This window comes from Pseudoflavonifractor sp. An176 (assembly GCF_002160435.1).
Taxonomy (GTDB): Bacteria; Bacillota; Clostridia; order Oscillospirales; family Oscillospiraceae; genus Enterenecus; species Enterenecus faecium.
Genome location: NZ_NFKO01000010.1, coordinates 1 through 22,635, shown reverse-complemented (window position 1 = coordinate 22,635; position 22,635 = coordinate 1). Strand labels below are relative to the sequence as shown.

The window sequence follows — 22,635 nt, the reverse complement described above, 5'->3', positions numbered from 1 at the left end:
AAAAGGAGCTGTATTCAATTTTGAATCGTGGAAAACATGTGCGCAGTGCCGTGGTGTATGTGGTGCTCATTCTGCTGCTGGTGTGGAGCTTTACCGCCTTCCGCTCCGCCCAACAGGAGAACTTCATCTCATACAGCCAGGTGCGAAGCTATTTCTTAAACGAACAGGTCACTGCCTTCCAGGTGGAGGACAACCAGACCCTGGTGCTCCAGATGGAGGACGGAAAGGTGTGGTACCACCGCCTGGCGGATGTGGAGCTGTTCTACAACGACCTGGGGGACGTCATCGACCAGCAGCAGGCCGACGGCACCTTAAAGGAGTTTGACATCCAGCCCGCCTATGAGATGCCCCTGTGGCTGCAAATCACCATTCCCATTGTGGGTACCGTGGTGGTGGTCATGGTGATCTGGGGCGTGATGGCCATGCGCCAGCAAAACGCCCAGGGCGGACAGGGGGGCATGAGCCGCTTTGGCAAGGCCCGCACCGTCCAGGGGGACGGCACCGTGAAGGTCACCTTTGCCGACGTGGCGGGTGCCGACGAGGAGAAGGCCGAGCTGCAAGAGCTGGTGGACTTTTTGCGCAACCCCCAAAAATACATCGACCTGGGCGCCCGCATCCCCAAGGGCGTGCTGCTGGTGGGCCCTCCGGGCACCGGTAAGACCCTGCTGGCCAAGGCCGTGGCAGGGGAGGCGGGGGTGAAGTTCCTGTCCATCTCCGGCTCCGACTTTGTGGAGCTGTACGTGGGCGTGGGTGCCTCCCGTGTCCGTGACCTGTTCGACCAGGCCAAGAAAGAGGCCCCCGCCATTGTCTTCATTGACGAGATCGACGCCGTGGGCCGCCAGCGTGGCGCTGGCCTGGGCGGTGGCCACGACGAGCGGGAGCAGACCCTCAACCAGCTGCTGGTGGAGATGGACGGCTTTGCCGCCAACGAGGGGGTCATCGTGCTGGCCGCCACCAACCGCCAGGACATTCTGGACCCCGCCCTGCTGCGCCCCGGCCGCTTTGACCGCCAGGTGTATGTGGGCCGCCCCGACATGAAGGGCCGGGAGGAGATCTTGAAGGTCCATGCCCGGCGCAAGCCCCTGGCCGAGGACGTGGACCTCAAAGAGGTGTCCCGGGAGACCACCGGCTTCACCGGAGCCGACCTGGAGAACCTGATGAACGAGGCGGCGCTGCTGGCCGCCCGGAAAAACCAGCCCTTTATCACCCTCAAGGACATTCAGGAGTCGGTGATTAAGGTGATTGCCGGCCCCGAGAAGAAGAGCCGGGCCCAGCTGGAGGAGGACCGCCGCATCACCGCCTACCATGAGGCAGGCCACGCCGTGGTCAGCCACGCTCTGGCCACCCAGGACCCGGTGCATCAGATCACCATCGTCCCCCGAGGCCAGGCCGCCGGTATGACCATCAACCGGCCCCAGGAAGACAAGGGCCATGTGAGCCGCCAGGAGCTGTGCGAGACCCTGTGCACCCTGCTGGGCGGCCGGGCCGCCGAGGCCCACGCCCTGGGCTTTGTGTGCACCGGGGCCATCAGCGACTTGCAGCGGGCCTCCGCCATCGCCCGGGACATGGTGACCAAGTACGGCATGAGCGAGAAGCTGGGACTGGTCACCTTCTCCTCCGAGCACGACGAGGTGTTCCTGGGCCGCTCCATGGCCCAGGCCAAGCCCTACTCGGAAGAGACCGCTGCCCTCATTGACAGCGAGGTCAAGCACCTGCTGGACCAGGCCTATGAGGCCTGTCAGGCGATTTTGAAGCGGGACAGCGACAAGCTGGAGCTGGTGGCCCGCTATCTGCTGGCCTTTGAGACCATGGACGCCGCCACCTTCCAGATGGTGTACGACGACCCCCAGGCTCTGGCCCAACAAATCCCCACAGAGGAAGTGGAAAATAATGGATGAACTATGGCAGGACAGCCAGCCCACCACCCCGTCTGAGCCCGAGGGCACCGACGGCCTGGGGAATCTGAATCTCGGTGATTGGTCGGACCTCACCGACCTCACGGAGACCACCACCCCGCCGCCCACCCCCACCCGCACCAAGAAGGACACGTCTCTGGGTTATGAGCTGTATTTGAATGTCCGCACCCTGGTGTTTGTGCTGGCCGCCCTCATTTTGATCTTCACCTTCGTGGTGCGCATCATCGTGGTCAGCGGCAGCTCCATGGAGAACACCCTGCAAAACGGGGACTCCATGCTGGTGTGGTGCCTGGGCTACGAGCCCAAGCAGGGGGACATTGTGGTGCTCACCCAGCGCTCCTACCAGGAGGACTCTCTGGTCAAGCGGGTCATCGCCACCGAGGGCCAGCGGGTGGACATTGACTACGACACCGGGACCGTCTATGTGGACGGCACCCCATTGGAAGAGGATTATATCAAGGAGGCCATGAAGGTGCCCAACTACGGCGAGGGCGTCAACCATGTGACGGTGCCGGAAGGGTGCATCTTCGTCATGGGCGACAACCGCAACGACTCCGCCGACAGCCGTTACCCCAGCATCGGCATCATCGACACCCGCAGCGTCATTGGGCGGGCGGTGATGGTGCTCTTCCCCTTCCAGGATTTCACCCTGTTGTAACGGAAGGAGGAGAATTCCATGCGTGGAAAGAAACCCTATCAGATTTTGTGGCTGGTGTGCACCCTGGCTCTGGCCGGGCTTGCCACCGGAGTGCGGCTGTGGCAGGAGTCCACCGTCTTTGAGGGGGACTTCGGTCTGCCCGTCCGGGGCGCCACCGCCAGCGTGGCCATGGTGTGTGTGCTGGTGATGGCGGCGGCGGTGCTGTGCATTCTGGCCGCCCGTCAGCCGATTGTTCGGCCCCCGCGCGCTCAGGTCCGGGGCCGGAGATGGGCCATGAGCTTTTTCGCCACCGGAGACCTGGTCTTTCTGGCCTTGATGTGGTTCAGTGCCTTCAGCGCTCTGGCCGCTGTGCCCATGCTCTTTGGACAGGGCCGGGCCCTGTGGAAGGCCTATCAGGTTGCTTTGGCCATGAAGACCTGGCAGGGGGGCGACAACGGTGTGCTGAGTATGGTCACCGCCGTACTGGCCCTGCTGGCCTTCTTCGGACTGCTGCAAATTGGCCGGGACGGCTACCACCCCGGGCGGAGAAGCCGGGGCGGCTTCTGGGCGGCCCTGCCCGCCTGTGCCGGGTGCGGCTGGCTGCTGAATACCTACCGCAACTGCGCCGCTGACCCGGTGCTGTGGGACTATGTGCCCCTGCTGCTGGCGGTGATCGCCGGGATGCTGATGTACACCGACTGGGCGGGCATGTCCTGTGCCGCCGCCCGGCCCCGCCGCACCCTGTGGCTGGCGGGGATGACGGTGGTGTGCTCCTGGGTGGCCCTGGCCTCCAGTCCGGACACCGGCACCGCCATGCTGCTCATCTCCCAGTCTGCCGCCGCCCTGGCGGCCCTGTGGCGGCTGCCCATCAACCTGCAAAATCCGCCCAAGGTGGGCTGGGAGGGAAATCTGGACACCTGTTCCATTCAGGACCCAGAGCCCCAGGTTGAGCCCCAGGACCAGCAGCCGCCTCTGACCCAGCCGGAGCCTCAGCCCCGGGTGGAGGAGGACTGGACCTGGAGCCGGGAGGAATCCCAAGCCATGATGTTTACCGGAGAGAACAAGGAGGAGGATACCCATGTCTGACAATCGTTTTTATATCACAACCCCCATTTACTACCCCAGCGATAAGCTGCACATCGGCCACACCTACTGCACCGTGGCCACCGATGCCATCGCCCGCTATCAGCGTCTGCGGGGCCGTGAGGTGATGTTCCTCACCGGCACCGACGAGCACGGCCAGAAGATCGAGGACAAGGCCGCCGAGGCGGGTGTGTCCCCCAAGGAGTTCGTGGACAAGATCGTGTGCGGCGACCGGGGCGTGCTGGATTTGTGGAAGCTGATGAACATCTCCAACGACCGCTTCATTCGCACTACCGACGACTACCATGTCTCCGCCATCCAGAAAATCTTTAAGAAGATGTACGAGAACGGGGACATCTACAAGGGCAAGTATGTGGGCAAGTACTGCAAGCCCTGCGAGTCCTTCTGGACCGAGTCCCAGCTGGTGGACGGCAAGTGCCCCGACTGTGGCCGGGAAGTGCAGGACGCCGAGGAGGAGGCCTACTTCTTCCGTCTGTCCAAGTACGCCGACCGCATCCAGGACCTGCTGGAGAACACCGACTTCCTGGAGCCCCGCAGCCGGGTCAACGAGATGGTGAACAACTTCATCAAGCCCGGCCTGGAGGACCTGTGCGTGTCCCGTACCTCCTTCACCTGGGGCGTGCCCGTGGACTTCGACCCCGGCCACGTGGTGTATGTGTGGGTGGACGCCCTGTCCAACTACATCACCGCCCTGGGCTATGACAACGACAAGTACGACGACTTCGATAAGTTCTGGCCCGCCGACGTGCACATCGTGGGCAAGGAGATCGTCCGCTTCCACTCCATCATCTGGCCCGCCATGCTCATGAGCCTGGGACTGCCCCTGCCCAAGAAGGTCTTTGGCCACGGCTGGCTGCTGCTGGACGGCGGCAAGATGTCCAAGTCCAAGGGCAACGTGGTGGACCCTTATATCCTGGCTGAGATGTTCGGGGTGGACGCCCTGCGCTTCTTCCTCATGCGCACCTTCCCCTTCGGCTCCGACGGCAACTTCTCCAACGAACTGCTCATCCAGACCATCAACACCGACCTGGCCAACGACCTGGGCAACCTGGTCAGCCGCACCACCGCCATGGTGGGCAAGTACTTCGGCGGCCAGCTGCCCGCCGGGTGCAAGACCTGGGCCGAGCCCCAGGAGGTGGACACCCAGCTCATCGGCATGGCCTCCGCCCTGCGGGACGCCTACCAGAAGGACATGGACACCTACGCCCCCCACAAGGCTCTGGAAGAGGTGTTCAAGGTCATCCAGCGGGCCAACAAGTACATTGACGAGAATGCCCCCTGGGCCCTGGCCAAGGACATGGAGCAAAGCGGCGCCCGCCTGGCCCACGTGCTGTACAACCTGCTGGAGACCACCCGCATCTGCGGCGTGCTCCTCACCCCCTTCATGCCCGAGAGCATGGACAAGCTGTTTGCCCAGATTGGCGCCTGTGAGGGCTGCCGCACTTGGGACAGCGCCGGCGTGTGGGGCAGCCTCAGCGACACCGCCACCGTGTCCAAGGGCGAGAACCTGTTCCCCCGTGTGGACGCCGAGAAGGCCCTGGAGGAGCTGGAGCGGGTGGCCGAGGAGGCCAAGAAGGCCGCTCTCCCCGCCCTGGAGGTGGAGCCTCTCAGCCAGGAGCAGGTGGACTTTGACACCTTCTGCAAGAACGACCTCCGTGCTGTGAAGGTGGTCAACTGCGAGAACGTGAAGAAGAGCAACAAGCTTCTCAAGTTCACCCTGGACGACGGCACCGGAACCCCCCGCCAGATTCTCTCCGGCATTGCCCAGTACTACAAGCCCGAGGAGCTCATGGGTAAGACCCTGGTGGCCATTGTCAACCTGCCCCCCCGCAAGATGATGGGCCAGGAGAGCCAGGGGATGCTCATCTCCGCCGTCCACACCGAGCGTGGCGAGGAGAAGCTGAACCTGCTCATGGTCAGCGACGCCATCCCCGCCGGGGCCAAGCTGTGCTAACGAGGGTGTCTACCATGCTCTTTGACACCCACGCCCACTACGATTCCAACCAGTTCAAGGACGACCGCATGGAAGTTCTCGCCGCCCTGCCCCAGGCCGGGGTAGGGCTGGTGGTGAACCCGGGCTGTGACCTGGCCACCTCCCGCACCGCCGTGGAGCTCTCTGAGACCTTCCCCTACGTGTACGCCGCGGTGGGCGTCCATCCCGGGGACTGCGCCGATTGGCAGGACAGCTGGCTTTCTGAATTGGAACAGCTGGCCCGGGAGCACCAGAAGGTGCGGGCCATCGGCGAGATCGGCCTGGACTACTACTGGAAGGACAACCCGCCCCGGGACCTCCAGAAGCACGTCTTCCACGCCCAGATGGACTTGGCGGAGCAGCTGAACCTGCCCATCATCGTCCACGACCGGGAGGCCCACGGGGACTGCCTGGAGGCGGTGCAGGCCCATCCCAATATCACGGGCGTGTACCACTGCTACTCCGGCAGCCTGGAGGACGCCAAAACCCTGGTGAACATGGGGTGGATGCTCTCCTTCACCGGAGTGGTCACCTACAAAAATGCCCGCAAGGCGTTGGAGGTGCTGGAGTGGCTGCCTCTGGACCGGATTATGATTGAGACGGATTCTCCGTATCTCTCTCCCGAGCCCTTCCGTGGTAAGCGCAACGACTCCCGCCACGTCTACCGGGTGGCGGAGACTATTGCCCTGGTGAAAAACCTCACCGTGGCGGAGGTGGTGGAGGCCACTACCCAAAACGGGTGCCGCTTCTTTGGCATCCAGAAACCAGAATGATGAAACATCACCCAATCTCTGGGAGGAATCCCGGGGATTGGGTGTTTTTGCAAATACTCACCCATATAGGGGCGTAGGGGAGGGGCTTGCTCCTCCCCGTTTTCCTGGTTTTGCCCTGCCACCCTGGCAGGGGAGACGCGCTCCGCTAGGCCCCATTTCTTAGCGATAAGAAATGGGGGAAAGAATCGCTTAGGGCGTTCCCCCCTAAGGACCCCCTTTTGATACGGGGTTGGAACTGCGTCAAGGCTATGGTCGGCCCTTGGCCCGGTGGGGTCACATGGATGATTGGGTCATTCTATGGGTGGTGCCCGATCTTCTGTGGGATGGTACTTCTATTGCCAGGGCCTTAGTTTGGAGTGTTGCAGCCGTTCCCGGCTGCCGGGAGCCTGGCTACCCACGGCTGGGAACAGTCGTTTCTCCAGAGTAGGCCCGGACGGGAAAACCGCCACGCCATAGGGCCAGCTGCCCAGGATGGCCTGGTGTGGCGGCACCAACAGGAACACGGCCAGACAAACGGGCCGAACAAGCACCTTGACGCAGTTCCAGCCCTGTACCCCAGGGGAGGTTCTTAGGGGGGAACGCCCTAAGTGGCTTTTCGTCCATTTTGGCCAGTCAAAATGGACCCCAGCGGAGCGTCCCCCGCCAGGCTGGCAAGCCGGCACCTGAGACATTGGAGGAGGATGATCCCTCCCGGAGGGAGCCGATACGGTGCACCCTACCCTTGACAATTCCCCCCACAGGTGATATAGTGTCCCCATCAAAATGGCGTGGACGGAGAAGAGCCGAAATCAGCAGCTGCCCAGAGAGGGATGTGTTTGGTGCAAGCATCCTGCAATTGCCTTCGGCGGTACCACTCCCGAGCTGCCCGGGACATGACCGGGACGGGACCCTCCCGTTACAGAGGACACAAGCGGCAAGACGTTATGTGCAGGCACTGGCGCACTTTTGGTGTCATGCTCGCACCCTTCGCAACGGCCAACTGCTCCACACTCCGCCGAAAATGCCGCCGGGCTGCACCCGGCCTGTTTTTCGGTCTGCGTGTGTCGCTGTTGCCCTGCTTTCGGGTGCTACGCACTTCGCTTTGCAAGCAGGGTGGAACCGTGGAGTATAAGTGCGTGGAACCGTCGTGAGCAGCACGGATGGACCGGAGCGAGGGCGAAAAATAAGATTTGCTGGCAAATCTGTTTTTTGCCCGAGTCGGAGGGAAGCCGTGCGTCGCGAACAGGTGCAGCGTAGCTACATACCTCACCCCTGAACCAATCTCAGGGGTGAGGCTTTTTGCATACCTTCGCCCCGAAACAATCTGATAGGAGGGCAATACCATGAGCGAAGAAAAGAATCTGTACACCTTTGAAAATCCCGAGTACCGCAAGACCTATTGGCACACCTGTTCCCATGTGCTGGCCCAGGCCATGAAGCGGCTGCACCCCGAGGTGAAGCTGGCCATCGGTCCCGCCATTGAGAACGGCTTCTACTACGACTTTGACACCCCCGAGCCCTTCTCCGAGACCCAGCTGGCTGAGCTGGAGGCGGAGATGCGCAAGATCTGCAAGGAGAAGCTGAAGCTGGAGCGGTTTGAGCTGCCCCGGGCTGAGGCTCTGGCTCTCATGGAGGAGAAGGGCGAGCCCTACAAGGTGGAGCTCATTAACGATCTCCCCGAGGATGCCGTCATCTCCTTCTACCGTCAGGGCGAGTTTACCGACCTGTGCGCCGGTCCCCACCTGGACTCCACCGGCCGCATCAAGGGCAACGCCATCAAGCTTACCGCCTGCAACGCCGCCTACTGGCGTGGCGACTCCAACCGCCAGACCCTCCAGCGTATCTACGGCGTGGCCTTCCCCAAGAAGGACGAACTGGATGAGTACCTGGCCAAGATCGAGGAGGCCAAGAAGCGGGACCACCGGAAGCTGGGCCGTGAGCTGGGCCTGTTTATGCTCCGGGACGAGGGCCCTGGCTTCCCCTTCTTCCTGCCCCGTGGCATGGTGCTGCGCAACACCCTGATTGACTACTGGCGTCAGGTGCACAAGCGCTACGGCTATGTGGAGATCTCCACCCCCATGATGCTCAACCGTCAGCTGTGGGAGCGGTCCGGCCACTGGGACCACTACAAGGACAACATGTACACCACCGTCATCGACGGCACCGACTTTGCCATCAAGCCCATGAACTGCCCCGGCGGCATGCTGGTGTACTCCAGCCAGCCCCACTCCTACCGGGACCTCCCCCTGCGTGTGGGTGAGCTGGGCCTGGTGCACCGCCACGAGCTGTCCGGCGCCCTCCACGGCCTGTTCCGGGTGCGCTGCTTCACCCAGGACGACGCCCACATCTTTATGACCTGGGACCAGATGAAGGACGAGATCAAAAACGTGGTGCGCCTGTTCGATGAGGTGTACTCCGTGTTCGGCCTGAGCTATCAGATCGAGGTGTCCACCATGCCCGAGGACCACATGGGCGACGAGAAGGACTGGGACTTCGCCACCGAGACCTTGAAGGCCGCTGTGGAGGAGCTGGGCAAGGACTACGTCATCAACGAGGGCGACGGCGCCTTCTACGGCCCCAAGCTGGACTTCCATCTGGCCGACTCCCTGGGCCGTACCTGGCAGTGCGGCACCATCCAGCTGGACATGCAGCTGCCTGAGCGCTTCGAGCTGGAGTACGTGGGCGAGGACGGCGAGAAGCACCGCCCCGTCATGATCCACCGGGTGGTGCTGGGCTCCATCGAGCGGTTCATCGGCGTCATCACCGAGCACTTTGCCGGTGCTTTCCCCACCTGGCTGTCCCCGGTGCAGGTGAAGGTGCTGCCCGTCACCGACCGGGCCGCCGAGTACGCCGACCAGGTGGCTTCCAAGCTGGACAACATGGGCTTCCGGGTGGAAGTGGACCACCGCAACGAGAAGATCGGCAAGAAGATCCGGGAGGCCCAGCTGGAGAAGGTCCCCTACATGCTGGTGGTGGGCGACCGGGATATGGAGAACGGCACCGTCTCCCCCCGTCACCGCGCCGACGGCGACCTGGGCGCTATGTCCTTCGACGAGTTTGTGGCTCTGCTCACCGACGTGGTGGAGTCCAAGGCCAAGAAGTAAGATATGAATGTTAAACTGACGATACAGTACGACGGCACACGCTACGACGGCTGGCAGCGTCAGGGCAACACCGACAACACCCTCCAGGGCCGTCTGGAGGGTGTGTTGTCCCGTATGGTGGGGAAGCCTGTGGAAATCCAGGGAGCGGGCCGCACCGATGCCGGGGTCCACGCCCAGGGCCAGGTGGCCAGCGTCCACTTGCCGGAAGGGTACACCCCCCAAGAGGTACAGAACTACCTCAACCGCTATCTTCCCGAGGATGTGGCGGTAGTGGACGTGGTGGAAGTGGGGGAGCGGTTCCACGCCCGGCTGTCCGCCACCGGCAAGGAGTACCGCTACCACATCCGCATGGGCAGTGTCCCCAACGTGTTCGCCCGGAAATACCAGTACCGGGTGGAGGAGCCTTTGGACCTGGCTGCCATGGAGCGGGCCGCTGGGTACCTCACCGGGAAGCACGACTTCCGCTCCTTTTGTGGAAATCGCCGCTTCAAAAAGTCCACGGTGCGGGAAGTGTTCCACATCGGGGTCGAGGTGTGTGGAAGTGATTTGACCCTGGTGTACCGGGGGGATGGCTTCCTGTACAACATGGTGCGGATTTTGACTGGCACCTTGCTGGAGGTGGGGCTGGGCCAGCGCACTCCCGAGAGTATGGTGGATATTTTGGAGGCCCGTGAGCGCACCGCAGCGGGGAAAACCGCCCCCGCCCAGGGCCTGGTGCTGCAAGAGGTGTACTACCCTTGAGATTTTATAAATATTTGTGAAAGTCCATTTACACCGGGGGGGATTTTCGGTAAACTGAGGGTAACTGTACATCCGGCCTCCATGGGAGGCGGAGAGAAAGCGAGGAACGGCCATGAGAGACAAGCGTTTGGTGGCTCTGGCAGCTTGGGCGGCAGCCCTGGCCTTGTTGGCTGCAGGGTGTGGAGACACCGCCAACCAGGTAGGGACCCAGGCCCCCGCTACCCAGAGGGTGGAGCACACCCAGCCGGGGACGACGGAGTCTGAACTGCCCCAGGCGAGCCCAACCCCCTCTCCCAGCCCCGAGGTGACCCAGAAGCCCCAGGAGACGGCCACCCCCACTACGCCGCCTACGCCCAAGCCCACCCAGCCCGGGCAGGGGGGCAGCTCTCTGGGAGGAGGGGGCAGCCAGGGAGGCGGCTCGTCCACCTCCAAGCCCCAGACCCTCAGCCCCAGCGGCAAGGCGTACCGCTACTATGACACGGTGCAGCCCACCTACCTCAAGGGGGTGCTGATTGTCAACAAGACCTACGCTTTGCCCCGCAGCTATGGCGGCTATAACGCCACAGCCAGCGCCGCCCTCAGCCGCCTCCAGGCGGGGGCGAGAAACGCCGGGTTCTCCATGCCCCTGCTCAGCGGTTACCGCTCCTTTGACTATCAGGACAAGCTGTACCGCAAGTATGCCGCCGCAGACGGGGTGGCGGCGGCCAACACCTATTCCGCCTGGCCGGGGCACTCGGAGCACCAGACGGGATTGGCCTTTGACATTGGCAGCATCAACAACAACTACGGCAACACCCCGGCGGGGAAGTGGCTGGCCGCCCACGCCCACGAGTACGGATTCATCATCCGCTACCCCAAGGGGAAGGAGAGTATCACCGGGTACCAGTACGAGCCCTGGCACGTGCGCTACCTGGGAGTAGAGCTGGCCACAAAGGTGTATGAGAGCGGCCTGTGCCTGGAAGAGTATCTCTCCCAGCCCGATCCCACACCTACCCCGGCACCCACGCCAACCCCAACGCCAGAGCCCACACCTGAGCCAACGCCCAGCCCCACTCCTACCCCGGAGCCGGAGACGACCCCTGTCCCGGAGGTCAGTCCCCAGCCCAGCGAGCCGGGAGTAGAGTGAGGGAGATACAGTTCAAGAGAAAAGTAAAAGCAACCAGGCAGGAGAACGTTTTGGGTTCTCCTGCCTGGTTGTGGTTATGCATGCGGTCACAGGTTTCGTAAGTCTAGACACTTCTGGGCTAGGAAGACCAGAAATTCTCGAAACAAGTAAATTATTTGATTTCTGGAACCGTGATTTCGCTACATTCGATACCCAGAATTTCGTCGATCATTTGGTCTGGGGAGAGAAGTGCTTCCAGCGGCATTCCCTCCAGCTGAGCCACCGAGTACACCCGCTGTACCTTGGTACGGGCCGTTTCCAGCAGCGTCTGACGTTGCCGGGGGCGCAGCCGAGCCAATTCCAGATAGGGGGTCACGGTGTCCGGGCAAAGGAAAATGGACCGCTCCAAAAGGGCAGTCGCCTGGGCAGTCTTTCCGGTGGACCACATTTGGATTTGTTTGGCCAGCAGGTATGCCCCACAGGCTTGGAGCTTGGGGGCGGCCTGGGATAGCCCGTCCTGCAACACAGCAGAAAAGGACGCTCCAATGCCTGCGCCCTCCATCAGACCCGTGTAGGCCCCCAGAAGGACGGCTCTGGCATCGTGAAATTGCAGCCAAGTCTGCCACAGAAGTTCTATGGCGGATTCATAGTCTGCAATGGGTGGGAAATCCAACAGCAACGCCAGACGGAGCAGGGGCTCGGGACCGGGTTGGGCCTCAGCCTGTGCCAGCAGTTTTTGCTGTTCCAGATAGAGGTTATGGTCCTCTTGGGGAGTGATGAAACGAATCAAAGGGAACACCTCACAAATAGGTTAGGGCTGTTCTGTGATCTCATACCGGAACAATCTGGTCCAGGTCCCCACTAGAAATTCCCTATCGGACAGGAAGAGGCAGTCGGAGAGCCAGGTGATTTTACTGGTGTGGTGCAACTCCTCCGTGGAAATATAAAACCGGGTGCTCACATCTTTGCGGTCCAGAATGGTGAGATCATGGTGAAAGTCGTTGGGAATGGCCAGATAGCGGCTGGACCCCACCACGGAGATACAGGGGGAACAGCGGAAATGTTTCGGTAAGTCAATCTCCGTGGTATGACCATCCGGGGAAATAAGATACAGGACACTTCCCCCTAAGATGGGGTGTTTACCGAAGAAGGTCATGGCAAGATATCCCCCGTCTACAATTCCTGGCCGTGAGGTGTTCCGACAGTCAATTTTGCGGTCTACCAGCGAACAGCTGTGTATCGTACCCTGTGGGTCCATCACCACATAGGAGGGAGAACCCCAATGTTTTTTCCTATCATAGATCAGGAAGTGGAGCAGACCATCTGCCACCCCGGCGAAATACAGAGATTTGTCTGGGCAGGTATAGATGGGGGTAAACTGTCCCGTGGAAAGGCAGTACCGACACACGCCCTCATCGTACCCCAAGACGACGCTGTCCGGCCCACAGCGGAAGATGGGCCGTTCCCTCCACAGGTGATCCGGCCAATGGCCCAGCGAGTGGAGGGTGTTGTCCCGCCAGTGGAACAAGCCCCCGGTGGTATTGAGGATCAGCAGGGAGCCGTCGTGTAGATAGGCCATGGAGCTGGGGTCGCGCACATAAATGGTTTTCTCCAGAGCCAGGGCGGGAAGAGAGAATATGCGAATACACCGATCCCCTGACACGGCTAGAAATTTGCCATCGGGGGAGGGCACCAGATCGTATGCCGGATACTTGTAGATATGTTTCAACTGTAATTGCTGCATATCATTGTCCTCCCGAAATTCAGGTGTGCATGGGATGGATGGCGGCGGCAATGGCGTGGAAGTCTGCGGCGTCTCGACAATACTGGACCTGGAGCAGGTCACCGTCCGGCTCTACCACAAATGCCAATCGCCGTTTGGGTAAGACATATGCCTCCAAAGTTTCCTGGGGAAGGGTGGAGATATCCACCTCGTCTCCAGAGTCCAGCACGTCCACATGGATATAGCCTTCATTCAAAGCGCCAAAATAGGTGGCCAGAGTGACCATGTCCTCCTTGTGGCGGGTCCAGAGACGAAGAGTTGCCAGCTTTTTGGTGAAGAAGCGGCCTGTTTCTTCCCGGTCATAGTGGTAGTTTTGGGTGGGGATGTCTTTTAGAACATCATCCAAGGTTCCTTCTAGTCCGCTCATCCAAATGAGAAATTGCAGATGGTCAGAGTCGGACAGAGCGGCAAGAATGCGGTCCATCAGGGCCGCTTTTTCCTGCTGAGAGGCGCGGCCCAAATGGATTTGAAGGCCGTCTTTGTCCGGTTGGAGTTGTAGCAATGGTGCACCTCCTATCCAATAACCTTGTCCGATTCGGGAATGGGAAAATGAAATCCATCCATACACACCTCTTGGGCGTGGAGCAGCAGCGCAGACTCCCAAATTTCCACCGCAATGTTGTATTCCAGGGGATATTGCTGGAGCCATGGGTCTGTGGAGGTGGCGGTGGTGGTACGGACCAGGACCGAGGTCAATTCGTAGTAGTTGCAGGCCTGAAAATCAAAGGTGCTGTCGTCTTTCCTCTTTTCCACCCACAGACATGAGATACAGCCTATAAAGGTGAGTTTGTGGGTGGTGGTAGTGCCGTAGTCGGTGGATTCCAAATCAAATTCTACCTTTTTATTGGGTAAATCCACATGAAAGCGGCGAATCACGGAAGCATAGACATCCTGTAGAGCGGTGTTGAGATCAGTCATGTCAGACCTCCTTATGTGTTTGCGTGTTTCCCGCCAATTTTCCGCAAACGCTCCAGATCTTGGCGGAGCACCTTTCGGCTATCCATGCCGATGTACCCGCACACCAGAACCAGGGCCAGGGCTACCACGGCGCAGATGGCTGCGGCCCCATAAATCTGATGCGTTACGGCAACATACAAGAGTGCACCAAACAGGACCAGGGCCCACAGGAGCATCCCAAATACACGGCACATATGGATGAAGAATGCCTGATGGAGCACTTGGGGAACCGGCTCACAGGTGGACTTTTCCAGGGCCACCCCATCCCCCGTGACCTCCAGCTTGGGGGGATGCAGGGCTTGGTTCGACTTGGTGACTTGGACCGTGCAAGAACCGTCTTTGGTGGGACGGAGCACAGCCCCCAGGCGGTAGGGCATCACGTCATCCCATTTGGTGTCGCCGAAATGCAGGGCAACCTGTAATGGTGCGGTGATCACAATGCCCAGGGCGGCCAAGACCTTCCATTTGCTGGTTAAGGGCGGGTCTTGGACCAGGGTGAGGGTCTCACCCTCCGCCACGTCCACCTCCACCGGGGTGTCCGGGGACAAATCCATCCGGTTTCCATGGTGCATAAAGTGCATCCCCAGTCCTTCGGGGAGAATTCCATGTAGGCGTACGTTCATAGATTATCTCCTCCTGTTTGTGTGCCTTTAAGGGTCCGGCGGTATTCCTCCAGCTGCGCCTGGGAGAAGGGGCAGTCCGGGTTTCCGTCATAGACCGAGAGAATCCAACGCAGTACCTCCCGGTTTCCCGGGTCAAGTTCCAGCGCACGGGTGAGGTGCCAGTGGATGAGGGCGTCCGCCCCCAGGATCGTGGGCTCCATGAAGGTCAGGTAGTTGCAGATGGTCAGGTGTTTGTCCGGGCTCTCCTCCTGGGAGATGACGTACATGAGGAACGCGTACATGGTCAGGCTGTTGACCTTGGGAAAGTCGTGGGACAGGTGGTCAAAGGAGAACTCATAGGACACCATGGACAGGTCCCGGTACACGCTGTCAAAATGCAGGTGCATGATCTCCTTTTGTAGGGGCTTCCGGTAGATATCAGGAATATCCCGGGGGCCGGTGTTTCTGTGGATGGAGACGGCGTACACATAGCAGGGGGCCCAGTTCTTATCGTCATCGCCGCAGTCCAGCAGCGGGAGAATCTGCGCTACATCCTCGGTGCGGGGGCACAGGCCGTGTTCATTGAGAAACTCCTCCGCTTCGTTGGGCACTTCGCCATACAGCAGAGACTCCTCCAGATTGTGGGCCACGTCCACCCCCAGAAACTCCAGCCCATAGCCGTAAGCCCGCTCCAAGGGGGTGGAGTCGTACACGATCACCTCACAGGGGAAATGGAATTGCCGCAGCAGGGAGCAAAGCTCCATCATTTTAGCCAGCCCCTGTTGGGAAGGGGGATTCTGCCACTGGTCCAGGGATTGCGCGTACTGGTCCAGCAGCTGGGAAAACTCTTTCTTGGACTCGTTGGGGTAAAAATCGGCACCGTCCAGACACCGCCCAATGCCTCGATAACGGGTCTGAATGGGGACAACGTCATACAACATTCCGGGTCACCTTCCTTTATACATGTATTGAAAATGGGATTTTGTGACGATAACGTCAAAATAAAATGGATAACGACAAATTGCAGCGACAAAAAGCCCTCGGCAGAGTTTTCCCGCCCGAGGGCGGGAAAATCAATCAAAATCCGTTTTTTCCGGGGACATGCGCATCGGAAAAAACACTTCTCAGCCCGCCAGTGTGGAATCGGGTCGTCCTTTGACCCGATTATGCATGCAGCGGGCTGCAACTCTTCGAAAAAATGCTGGCATTTTTGAGAATCGTGTCGAACTGGTTCGACACGATAAACGCTCCTGGAATCGCTGGGATTCCAGGAGCGTTTGCTGTGGGTGTTGTCTTATGGGGAAGTCCTGGCCTTCCTCAGGGCTTGGGGGTAGGAGCCTTCTGGGTGGGAGCCGGGGCAGCGGGATTGGGAGTGACAGAGTCAAACACTGTCTTGGCAGAGGCACACAGGCCAGCCAGTCCCTGAATTTCGCTGGGAATGATGATCTTGGTGGCACGGCCGTCGGCGGCCTTCTGGAAGGCCTCCAGAGCCTTGAGCTGGAGCACTTCGGAGTTGGGAGCGGCCTCGTTCAACAGCTTCAAAGCGTCGGCGGTGGCCTGCTGCACCTTCAGAATGGCCTCGCTTTCCGCCTCGGCGGCCAGGATGCGGGCGGTCTTTTCGGCCTCGGCCTGCATGATCTTGGCCTGCTTGGCGGCGTCAGCCCGGAGAATGGCGGACTGCTTCTCGCCCTCAGCCACCAGAATCTGAGATTGCTTCTGGCCCTCGGCCTGGAGGATGGCTTCCCGGCGCTCGCGCTCGGCACGCATCTGCTTCTCCATGGACTCCTGAATGTCCCGGGGAGGCATGATGTTCTTCAGCTCCACACGGTTGACCTTGATGCCCCAGGGGTCGGTGGCCTCGTCCAGAATGGAGCGCATCTGGGTATTGATGTGGTCACGGCTGGTGAGGGACTGGTCCAGCTCCAGGTCGCCAATGATGTTACGCAGGGTGGTGGCAGTGAGGTTCTCAATGGCGCTCAGGGGCTGCTCCACGCCGTAGGTATACAGCTTGGGGTCGGTGATCTGGAAATACAGGACGGTGTCGATCTGCATGGTGACGTTGTCCTTGGTGATGACGGGCTGGGGGGCGAAGTCCACAACCTGCTCTTTCAGGGAGACCATTTTGGCCACGCGCTCAATAAAGGGAATCTTGAAGTGGAGACCCACGCTCCACACGGCACGGAACGCGCCCAAACGCTCCACAACCATGGCCTTGGACTGGGGTACTACCTTGACGTTGGCGGCAATGATCAGCAGAATGATGATGATCACGGCCACCGGGATGATGAGAGAGATCAAATCCATATTACTTCCTCCTTACTCTTCTACGATAACTTTGACACCTTCTATGCGCAGCACCCGTACCATGGCCCCGGCGGGGATGGGGGTGTCGTGCTCACTGCGAGCGGTCCAGGTGACACCGCCGATGGTGACGGCGCCGGTGCCCTGGATGTTGTCAATGTCCTGGGTGACCCGGGCCTCTTGCCCAATGACCCGGTCAGCGTTGGTGGGCTCCACCCGGGTGTTCAGATATTTTTTTGCCAGGGGGCGCAGGGCCACCAGGCACACCAGGGAGAGCACAATGAAAATACCCAGTTGCAGCCAGATGTTGCCTCCGGCCAGGGCACACACCAGCGCACCCAGAGAACCGATGGCAAACCACACGGAAGTCAGGCCTACGGTGGCGGCTTCGGCGACCGCGAAGATAATCAGCAGCGCCAGCCAGACAATTTGATAAACAGTGTCCATACTGGTCACCTCCTTTGGGGGTAGTATAGCATAGCTACCCCAGCGATACCACTACAATTTGTAACCATTAGAGAAAATATCGAAAAATTATTATCCTTGTCATGGGGTGTCAAATTGGGTATAATAAAAAAGATTATGACCATTTGAAGACGACAGGGGAGACCCCCGGAGAGGATGGAATATGGACGGGAAACTGCAATTTGTCATTCCCACCCTGCTGGGGGTGGAGAGCCTGGTGAGCTATGAGGTGAAGAAGCTGGGCCTTTCCGACGTGCGGGCGGAAAACGGCCGGGTGCTGTGCACCGGCACCAAGAAGGACATTCCCCGGCTGAATCTGAACCTGCGCACGGGAGCGAGAGTGCTCATTCTCCTGGGGGAGTTTATGGCCCCCAACTTTGAGGCCCTCTTTGAGGGTACCTACGCTCTGCCCTGGGAGGAGTTCATCCCCCGGGAGGGCAAGTTCCCGGTGAAGGGCTACGCCATCAACTCCGCCCTCCACGCCGTGCCCACCTGCCAGGCCATGGTGAAAAAGGCCATTGCCAAGCGGCTGGGCAAGGTGTACGGGCTGGAGACCCTGCCGGAGACGGGGGTGCTGTACCAGGTCCAGTTTGCCATCTTTAAGGACCAGGCTTCCCTGATGTTGGACACCTCCGGCGAGGGCCTGTACAAGCGGGGCTATCGGGCCCAGGGCGTGGCCGCCCCCTTGAAGGAGACTTTGGCGGCGGCCATGGTGGCCCTGTCCCGCTATAAGGGAAAGGACCCCTTCTGCGACCCCTTCTGCGGCTCTGGTACCATCGCCATTGAGGCCGCCCTCATCGCCAAGAACCGGGCCCCTGGCCTGGGCCGCTCCTTCTCCTCCCAGAAGTGGACCCAGCTGCCCTCCGGGCTGTGGCTGGATGCCGCCGACGAGGCCATGGACGGAGAGTTCGATGGGAACTATGAGATCTGGGGCGGCGACATCGACCCTAAGGCGGTGGAGTTGGCCCGGCACAACGCCCAGCTGGCCGAGGTGGACGACGTGGTGTCCTTTGAAGTGGCGGACGCCACCCGGTTCCACTGGGGCGGCCTGCGGGGACGAGTGGTCACCAATCCCCCCTACGGCGAGCGGCTGATGGAGAAGCGGGAGGCCGAGGAGCTGTATCGGGCCTTTGGCCGGGCCATGGACAAGTTCCCCGACGGCTGGCAGGTGTCCATTCTGTCCTCTCACACCGAGTTTGAGCGCACCTACGGGAAAAAGGCGGACAAGAAGCGGAAGCTGTACAACGGCATGCTCAAGTGCGACCTGTTCCAGTACGGCGTGAAGTGATGGAGAGAGAATGGAATGAAACATTTATTTATCGTCAACCCCGCAGCCGGAAAAGCGGGGAACGAAAATGAGTTACTGGACCAGATTCAAGAGCTGGACCTGGACTGTGAAGTGGTGCACACCCAGCGCCAGGAGGAGGCCTGTGAGATCGCCCGAGCCGCCGCCCAGCGGGGAGAGCCCCTGCGCATCTACGCCTGCGGTGGGGACGGCACCTTAAATGAGGTCATCAACGGGGCAGCGGGCTTTGACCATGTGGCGGTGACCAACGTGCCCCTGGGCACCGGCAATGACTTTTTGAAAATCTTCGGACCGGAGAACAAGGAGAAGTTTGCCCAGCTGGAGGAGCTCAGCCGAGGCCCTCAGGTGGCCATAGACCTGATGGAGTGCAATGGAAAGCTGGGGGTGGATATCTTCTGTGCGGGAGTGGATGCCCGCATTGCCGCCGACGTGCACAAGTACCGCCGTCTGCCCCTGGTGCGGGGCATCGGGGCCTACATCCTCTCGCTGGTGGCCAATGTCTTATTTAAAGGTATCAGCCGCCAGACCCAGGTGGAGGCGGGAGAGTACGCCTACCAGGGTCAGACTGCCATTGTATGCGTGTGCAATGGCCGCTATTACGGCGGCGGCTTTATGCCCGTGGGGGACAACCTCCCCGACGACGGCAAGCTGGAAATGCTGGTGGTGCCCAAGGTCAGCCGCCGGACCTTCTTCCGCCTGGTGGGAGAGTACGCCAAGGGCCGCTATCGTCAGCACCCGGATTTGATCACGGCGGTGGAGGGCACCGAGTTCACCATCACTGCACCCCAGCCCCTGGTGGCGGTGGTAGACGGAGAGGTGCTGCGAGAGCAGCGCTACCACATCCGCCTATCCGACAAGAAGGTGAATTTCTTCTACCCCCAGGGCCTCAGTTATCAGCCCCGGATGGAAGAGGCGAATTAGCACTCTCCCTGTCGCCTTGTGAACAAAAGATGAATTTTTTTCACTCAACCTCTATTTCTCAAAAATAGGGGTTGATTTTTTGGAGTGAAACGGTTATTATCTTATCTAGAGTTAGCACTCGGATAAAATGAGTGCTAACCTATGAAACCGTAAACCATTGGATTGATATAAGGAGGAACCAATTATGACTCTGAAACCTCTGGCAGATCGCGTGATCTTGAAGGCCATGGAGGCCCAGGAAACCACCAAGGGCGGCATCATTCTCACCGCCAGCGCCAAGGAGAAGCCCGAGATGGCCGAAGTTGTGGCCGTTGGTCCCGGCGGCGTGGTGGACGGCAAGGAGGTCGTCATGACCGTGAAGGTGGGCGACAAGGTGCTCACCAGCAAGTACTCCGGCACCGAAGTCAAAGTGGACGGCGAGGAGTATAACATTGTTCGTCAGAATGACATTCTGGCCATTGTCGAGGACTAAAAGCGAAGGTATTTTCAGCCGTCCACTTTGAGGGACCCGCCGAGAGGCGGGACGCCGCTTATGCGGCGCAGGTTGGCGGAATTGACTTCCGACAACCGCATATGAAATCACCCCAACGGGGTACCCCGCAAAACTGGTTTTGCGGGGCGGACGGCGAGGAGTACAATATTGTTCGTCAGAATGACATTCTGGCCATTGTCGAGGACTAATTGAGTTTTTCTTACGGAGGTAATTGAATTATGGCTAAGATTATTTGCTACGGCGAGGAAGCCCGTCACGCTCTGGAGCGTGGCGTCAACCAGCTGGCTGACACCGTGAAGATCACCATGGGTCCCAAGGGCCGCAACGTGGTGCTGGATAAGAAGTTTGGCACTCCCCTCATCACCAACGACGGTGTGAGCATTGCCAAGGAGATCGAGCTGGACGACCCCTTTGAGAACATGGGCGCTCAGATCGTCAAGGAAGTTTCCACCAAGACCAACGACGTGGCCGGCGACGGTACCACCACCGCCACCCTGCTGGCTCAGGCCATCATCCGTGAGGGCCTGAAGAACCTGGCCGCCGGTGCCAACCCCATGGTCATGAAGAAGGGCATTGCCAAGGCCACCACCGCAGCCATCGAGGAGATCAAGAAGAATTCCAAGCCCGTCTCCGGCACCTCTGACATCGCCCGTGTTGGCGCCATCTCTTCCGGCGACGACACCATCGGCGCTCTGATTGCCGAGGCCATGGAGAAGGTCTCCCACGACGGCGTCATCACCGTGGAGGAGTCCAAGACCGCCGAGACCTACTCTGAGGTTGTGGAGGGCATGCAGCTGGATCGTGGCTACATCACCCCCTACATGGTCACCGACACCGAGAAGATGGAGGCCGTTCTGGACGACCCCTATATCCTCATCACCGATAAGAAGATCTCCTCCATCCAGGAGCTGCTGCCCCTGCTGGAGCAGGTGGTGCAGAGCGGCAAGAAGCTGCTGATCATCGCTGAGGACGTGGAGGGCGACGCCCTGTCCACCCTGCTGGTCAACAAGCTGCGCGGCACCCTGAATGTCTGCTGCATCAAGGCCCCCGGCTTCGGCGATCGCCGCAAGGAGATGCTGGAGGATATCGCCATCCTCACCGGCGGCACTGTGGTGTCCACCGACATGGGCATGGACCTGAAGGAAGCCAACCTGACCATGCTGGGCACTGCCCGTCAGGTGAAGGTCTCCAAGGAGAACACCATCATCGTGGACGGCGCTGGCGCCACCGAGAACATCGCCGCCCGTGTGTCTCAGATTCGTCACATGATCGAGAACACCACCTCCGAGTACGACAAGGAGAAGCTCCAGGAGCGTCTGGCCAAGCTGGCTGGCGGCGTGGCCATCATCCGCGTGGGTGCTGCCACCGAGACCGAGATGAAGGAGAAGAAGCTGCGCATTGAGGACGCCCTCAACGCCACCCGTGCCGCCGTGGAGGAAGGCATTGTGGCTGGCGGCGGCACTGCCTACGTCAACGCCATCGGCGCCGTGGAGGCCCTGCTGGACACCGTGGAGGGTGACGAGAAGACTGGCGTGAAGATCATTGCCAAGGCTCTGGCTGAGCCCATGAAGCAGATTGCCACCAACGCTGGCATCGACGGCTCCGTGGTGCTGGAGAAGGTGAAGACCGCTGGCCAGGTGGGCTACGGCTTCGACGCCTACAAGGAGGAGTACTGCGACATGATCGCCAACGGTATCGTGGACCCCACCAAGGTGACCCGTTCCGCTCTGGAGAACGCCGCCTCTGTGTCCGCCACCCTGCTGACCACCGAGGCCCTGGTGGCCGACAAGCCCGAGCCTCCCGCTCCCGCTGCTCCCGCTCCCGACATGGGCGGCATGTACTAAGAAATAGCCCCAATAAGGTTTCAAAAGGCCGGTGTCTTCGGACACCGGCCTTTTTGCATGCCCTGTGGGTATGCTGTTCTCTGATTTCTCAGGCGCAGACCAGCGCCCCCGCCGGGGACGCTCCGCTGGGCCCGATTTCTCCCCGATGAGAAATCGGGGAAAGAATCGCTTAGGGCGTTCCCCCCTAAGGACCTCCCTGGGGTACGAGGCTGGGCCTGCGTCAAGACTGGATTCGGCCCGTCACCCTTGCTGTGGCTCCTGCTACTGCCACCACACCAGGCCACCCTGGGCGGCTGGCCCTATGGCTGGGTGGTTTCCATATCCGGGCCTACCTTGGAGAAGCGGCGTTCCCGCCGCCGGAAGCCAGGCCACCGACCGCTGGGAACAGCGGCACACCAGGATAAGGCCCTGGCGGTAGAAGGAAGCACAAGCAGAGGAGTAGGTGGAAACCATAGAACGGAAAGCCATCTATGTGACATGAACCAGTCCAGGGCCGAACAGAGGAGGACGCACCCTCCACCCAGTACCGCGGGGTGGATTCCACAAGGCGGGGGAAGGCCCCGCCTTTGGTGGTCTTTGGTTCCTTTCTGGCAGCAGAAAGGAACCCCCAGCGGGGAGCGTCCCCACCAGGC

20 protein-coding genes are annotated in these 22,635 nt (G+C 60.4%); 12 read left to right on the top strand and 8 right to left on the bottom strand.

Going from position 1 to position 22,635, the window contains the following annotated elements:
• Positions 1–20: 20 nt before the first annotated feature.
• The 8 genes from ftsH to B5F12_RS06435 all read left to right on the top strand — a co-directional run bounded on the left by ftsH (position 21) and on the right by B5F12_RS06435 (position 11,352).
• Positions 21–1,898, top strand: a complete 1,878-nt coding sequence (gene ftsH / locus B5F12_RS06470; protein ID WP_242954910.1) for an ATP-dependent zinc metalloprotease FtsH — start codon at positions 21–23, stop codon at positions 1,896–1,898.
• Positions 1,891–2,574: a signal peptidase I gene (gene lepB, locus B5F12_RS06465; protein WP_087232068.1), complete on the top strand. Its 684-nt coding sequence runs from the start codon at positions 1,891–1,893 to the stop codon at positions 2,572–2,574. The genes ftsH and lepB overlap by 8 nt, the downstream gene beginning before the upstream one ends.
• Positions 2,575–2,592: 18 nt before the next feature.
• Positions 2,593–3,639 (top strand): hypothetical protein, encoded by a 1,047-nt coding sequence (locus B5F12_RS06460; RefSeq protein ID WP_087232065.1) that lies wholly within the window; start codon positions 2,593–2,595, stop codon positions 3,637–3,639.
• A complete protein-coding gene (gene metG / locus B5F12_RS06455; RefSeq protein ID WP_087232062.1) occupies positions 3,632–5,611 on the top strand; it encodes a methionine--tRNA ligase in 1,980 nt (659 codons plus the stop codon). Before B5F12_RS06460 ends, metG begins: the two co-directional genes overlap by 8 nt.
• Positions 5,612–5,625: 14 nt before the next feature.
• The gene (locus tag B5F12_RS06450) at positions 5,626–6,402 is read left to right on the top strand and encodes a TatD family hydrolase (RefSeq protein ID WP_087232059.1); all 777 of its coding nucleotides are present in this window, start codon (positions 5,626–5,628) and stop codon (positions 6,400–6,402) included.
• Between the two features lie 1,322 nt (positions 6,403–7,724).
• On the top strand, positions 7,725–9,485 hold the full coding sequence (gene thrS, locus B5F12_RS06445) for a threonine--tRNA ligase (protein WP_087232056.1): 1,761 nt from the start codon (positions 7,725–7,727) through the stop codon (positions 9,483–9,485).
• A gap of 3 nt (positions 9,486–9,488) precedes the next feature.
• On the top strand, positions 9,489–10,226 hold the full coding sequence (gene truA / locus B5F12_RS06440) for a tRNA pseudouridine(38-40) synthase TruA (protein ID WP_087232053.1): 738 nt from the start codon (positions 9,489–9,491) through the stop codon (positions 10,224–10,226).
• A 112-nt stretch (positions 10,227–10,338) separates the two neighbouring features.
• On the top strand, positions 10,339–11,352 hold the full coding sequence (locus tag B5F12_RS06435; RefSeq protein WP_087232050.1) for a M15 family metallopeptidase: 1,014 nt from the start codon (positions 10,339–10,341) through the stop codon (positions 11,350–11,352).
• Between the two features lie 151 nt (positions 11,353–11,503).
• On the opposite strand, the gene B5F12_RS06430 is transcribed toward B5F12_RS06435, so the two are convergent.
• The 8 genes from B5F12_RS06430 to B5F12_RS06395 all read right to left on the bottom strand — a co-directional run bounded on the left by B5F12_RS06430 (position 11,504) and on the right by B5F12_RS06395 (position 17,421).
• A complete protein-coding gene (locus tag B5F12_RS06430; RefSeq protein ID WP_087232047.1) occupies positions 11,504–12,121 on the bottom strand; it encodes a hypothetical protein in 618 nt (205 codons plus the stop codon).
• A gap of 21 nt (positions 12,122–12,142) precedes the next feature.
• Positions 12,143–13,075 carry a hypothetical protein gene (locus tag B5F12_RS06425; protein WP_087232044.1) on the bottom strand — a complete coding sequence of 311 codons (933 nt, stop codon included), beginning with the start codon at positions 13,073–13,075 and terminating at the stop codon, positions 12,143–12,145.
• A gap of 19 nt (positions 13,076–13,094) precedes the next feature.
• The gene (locus B5F12_RS06420) at positions 13,095–13,616 is read right to left on the bottom strand and encodes a hypothetical protein (protein ID WP_087232041.1); all 522 of its coding nucleotides are present in this window, start codon (positions 13,614–13,616) and stop codon (positions 13,095–13,097) included.
• A gap of 11 nt (positions 13,617–13,627) precedes the next feature.
• Positions 13,628–14,032, bottom strand: a complete 405-nt coding sequence (locus B5F12_RS06415) for a hypothetical protein (protein ID WP_087232038.1) — start codon at positions 14,030–14,032, stop codon at positions 13,628–13,630.
• A gap of 11 nt (positions 14,033–14,043) precedes the next feature.
• Positions 14,044–14,694, bottom strand: a complete 651-nt coding sequence (locus tag B5F12_RS06410; RefSeq protein WP_087232035.1) for a hypothetical protein — start codon at positions 14,692–14,694, stop codon at positions 14,044–14,046.
• Positions 14,691–15,614, bottom strand: a complete 924-nt coding sequence (locus B5F12_RS06405; RefSeq protein WP_087232031.1) for a hypothetical protein — start codon at positions 15,612–15,614, stop codon at positions 14,691–14,693. Before B5F12_RS06405 ends, B5F12_RS06410 begins: the two co-directional genes overlap by 4 nt.
• A 376-nt stretch (positions 15,615–15,990) precedes the next feature.
• Entirely contained in the window at positions 15,991–16,977 is a 987-nt protein-coding gene (locus B5F12_RS06400; RefSeq protein ID WP_087232028.1) for an SPFH domain-containing protein, read from the bottom strand.
• A 12-nt stretch (positions 16,978–16,989) separates the two neighbouring features.
• Positions 16,990–17,421, bottom strand: a complete 432-nt coding sequence (locus B5F12_RS06395; RefSeq protein ID WP_087232025.1) for an NfeD family protein — start codon at positions 17,419–17,421, stop codon at positions 16,990–16,992.
• Positions 17,422–17,602: 181 nt separating this feature from the next.
• On the opposite strand from B5F12_RS06395, the gene B5F12_RS06390 reads away from it, so the two are divergent.
• The 4 genes from B5F12_RS06390 (at position 17,603) to groL (ending at position 22,003) form a co-directional block, all read left to right on the top strand.
• The gene (locus B5F12_RS06390; protein ID WP_087232022.1) at positions 17,603–18,727 is read left to right on the top strand and encodes a class I SAM-dependent RNA methyltransferase; all 1,125 of its coding nucleotides are present in this window, start codon (positions 17,603–17,605) and stop codon (positions 18,725–18,727) included.
• Positions 18,728–18,742: 15 nt separating this feature from the next.
• The gene (locus B5F12_RS06385) at positions 18,743–19,666 is read left to right on the top strand and encodes a diacylglycerol kinase family protein (protein ID WP_087232019.1); all 924 of its coding nucleotides are present in this window, start codon (positions 18,743–18,745) and stop codon (positions 19,664–19,666) included.
• Positions 19,667–19,850: 184 nt separating this feature from the next.
• Positions 19,851–20,138 carry a co-chaperone GroES gene (locus B5F12_RS06380; protein WP_087232017.1) on the top strand — a complete coding sequence of 96 codons (288 nt, stop codon included), beginning with the start codon at positions 19,851–19,853 and terminating at the stop codon, positions 20,136–20,138.
• Between the two features lie 239 nt (positions 20,139–20,377).
• Positions 20,378–22,003 carry a chaperonin GroEL gene (gene groL, locus B5F12_RS06375; protein ID WP_087232013.1) on the top strand — a complete coding sequence of 542 codons (1,626 nt, stop codon included), beginning with the start codon at positions 20,378–20,380 and terminating at the stop codon, positions 22,001–22,003.
• Positions 22,004–22,635 lie beyond the last annotated feature (632 nt).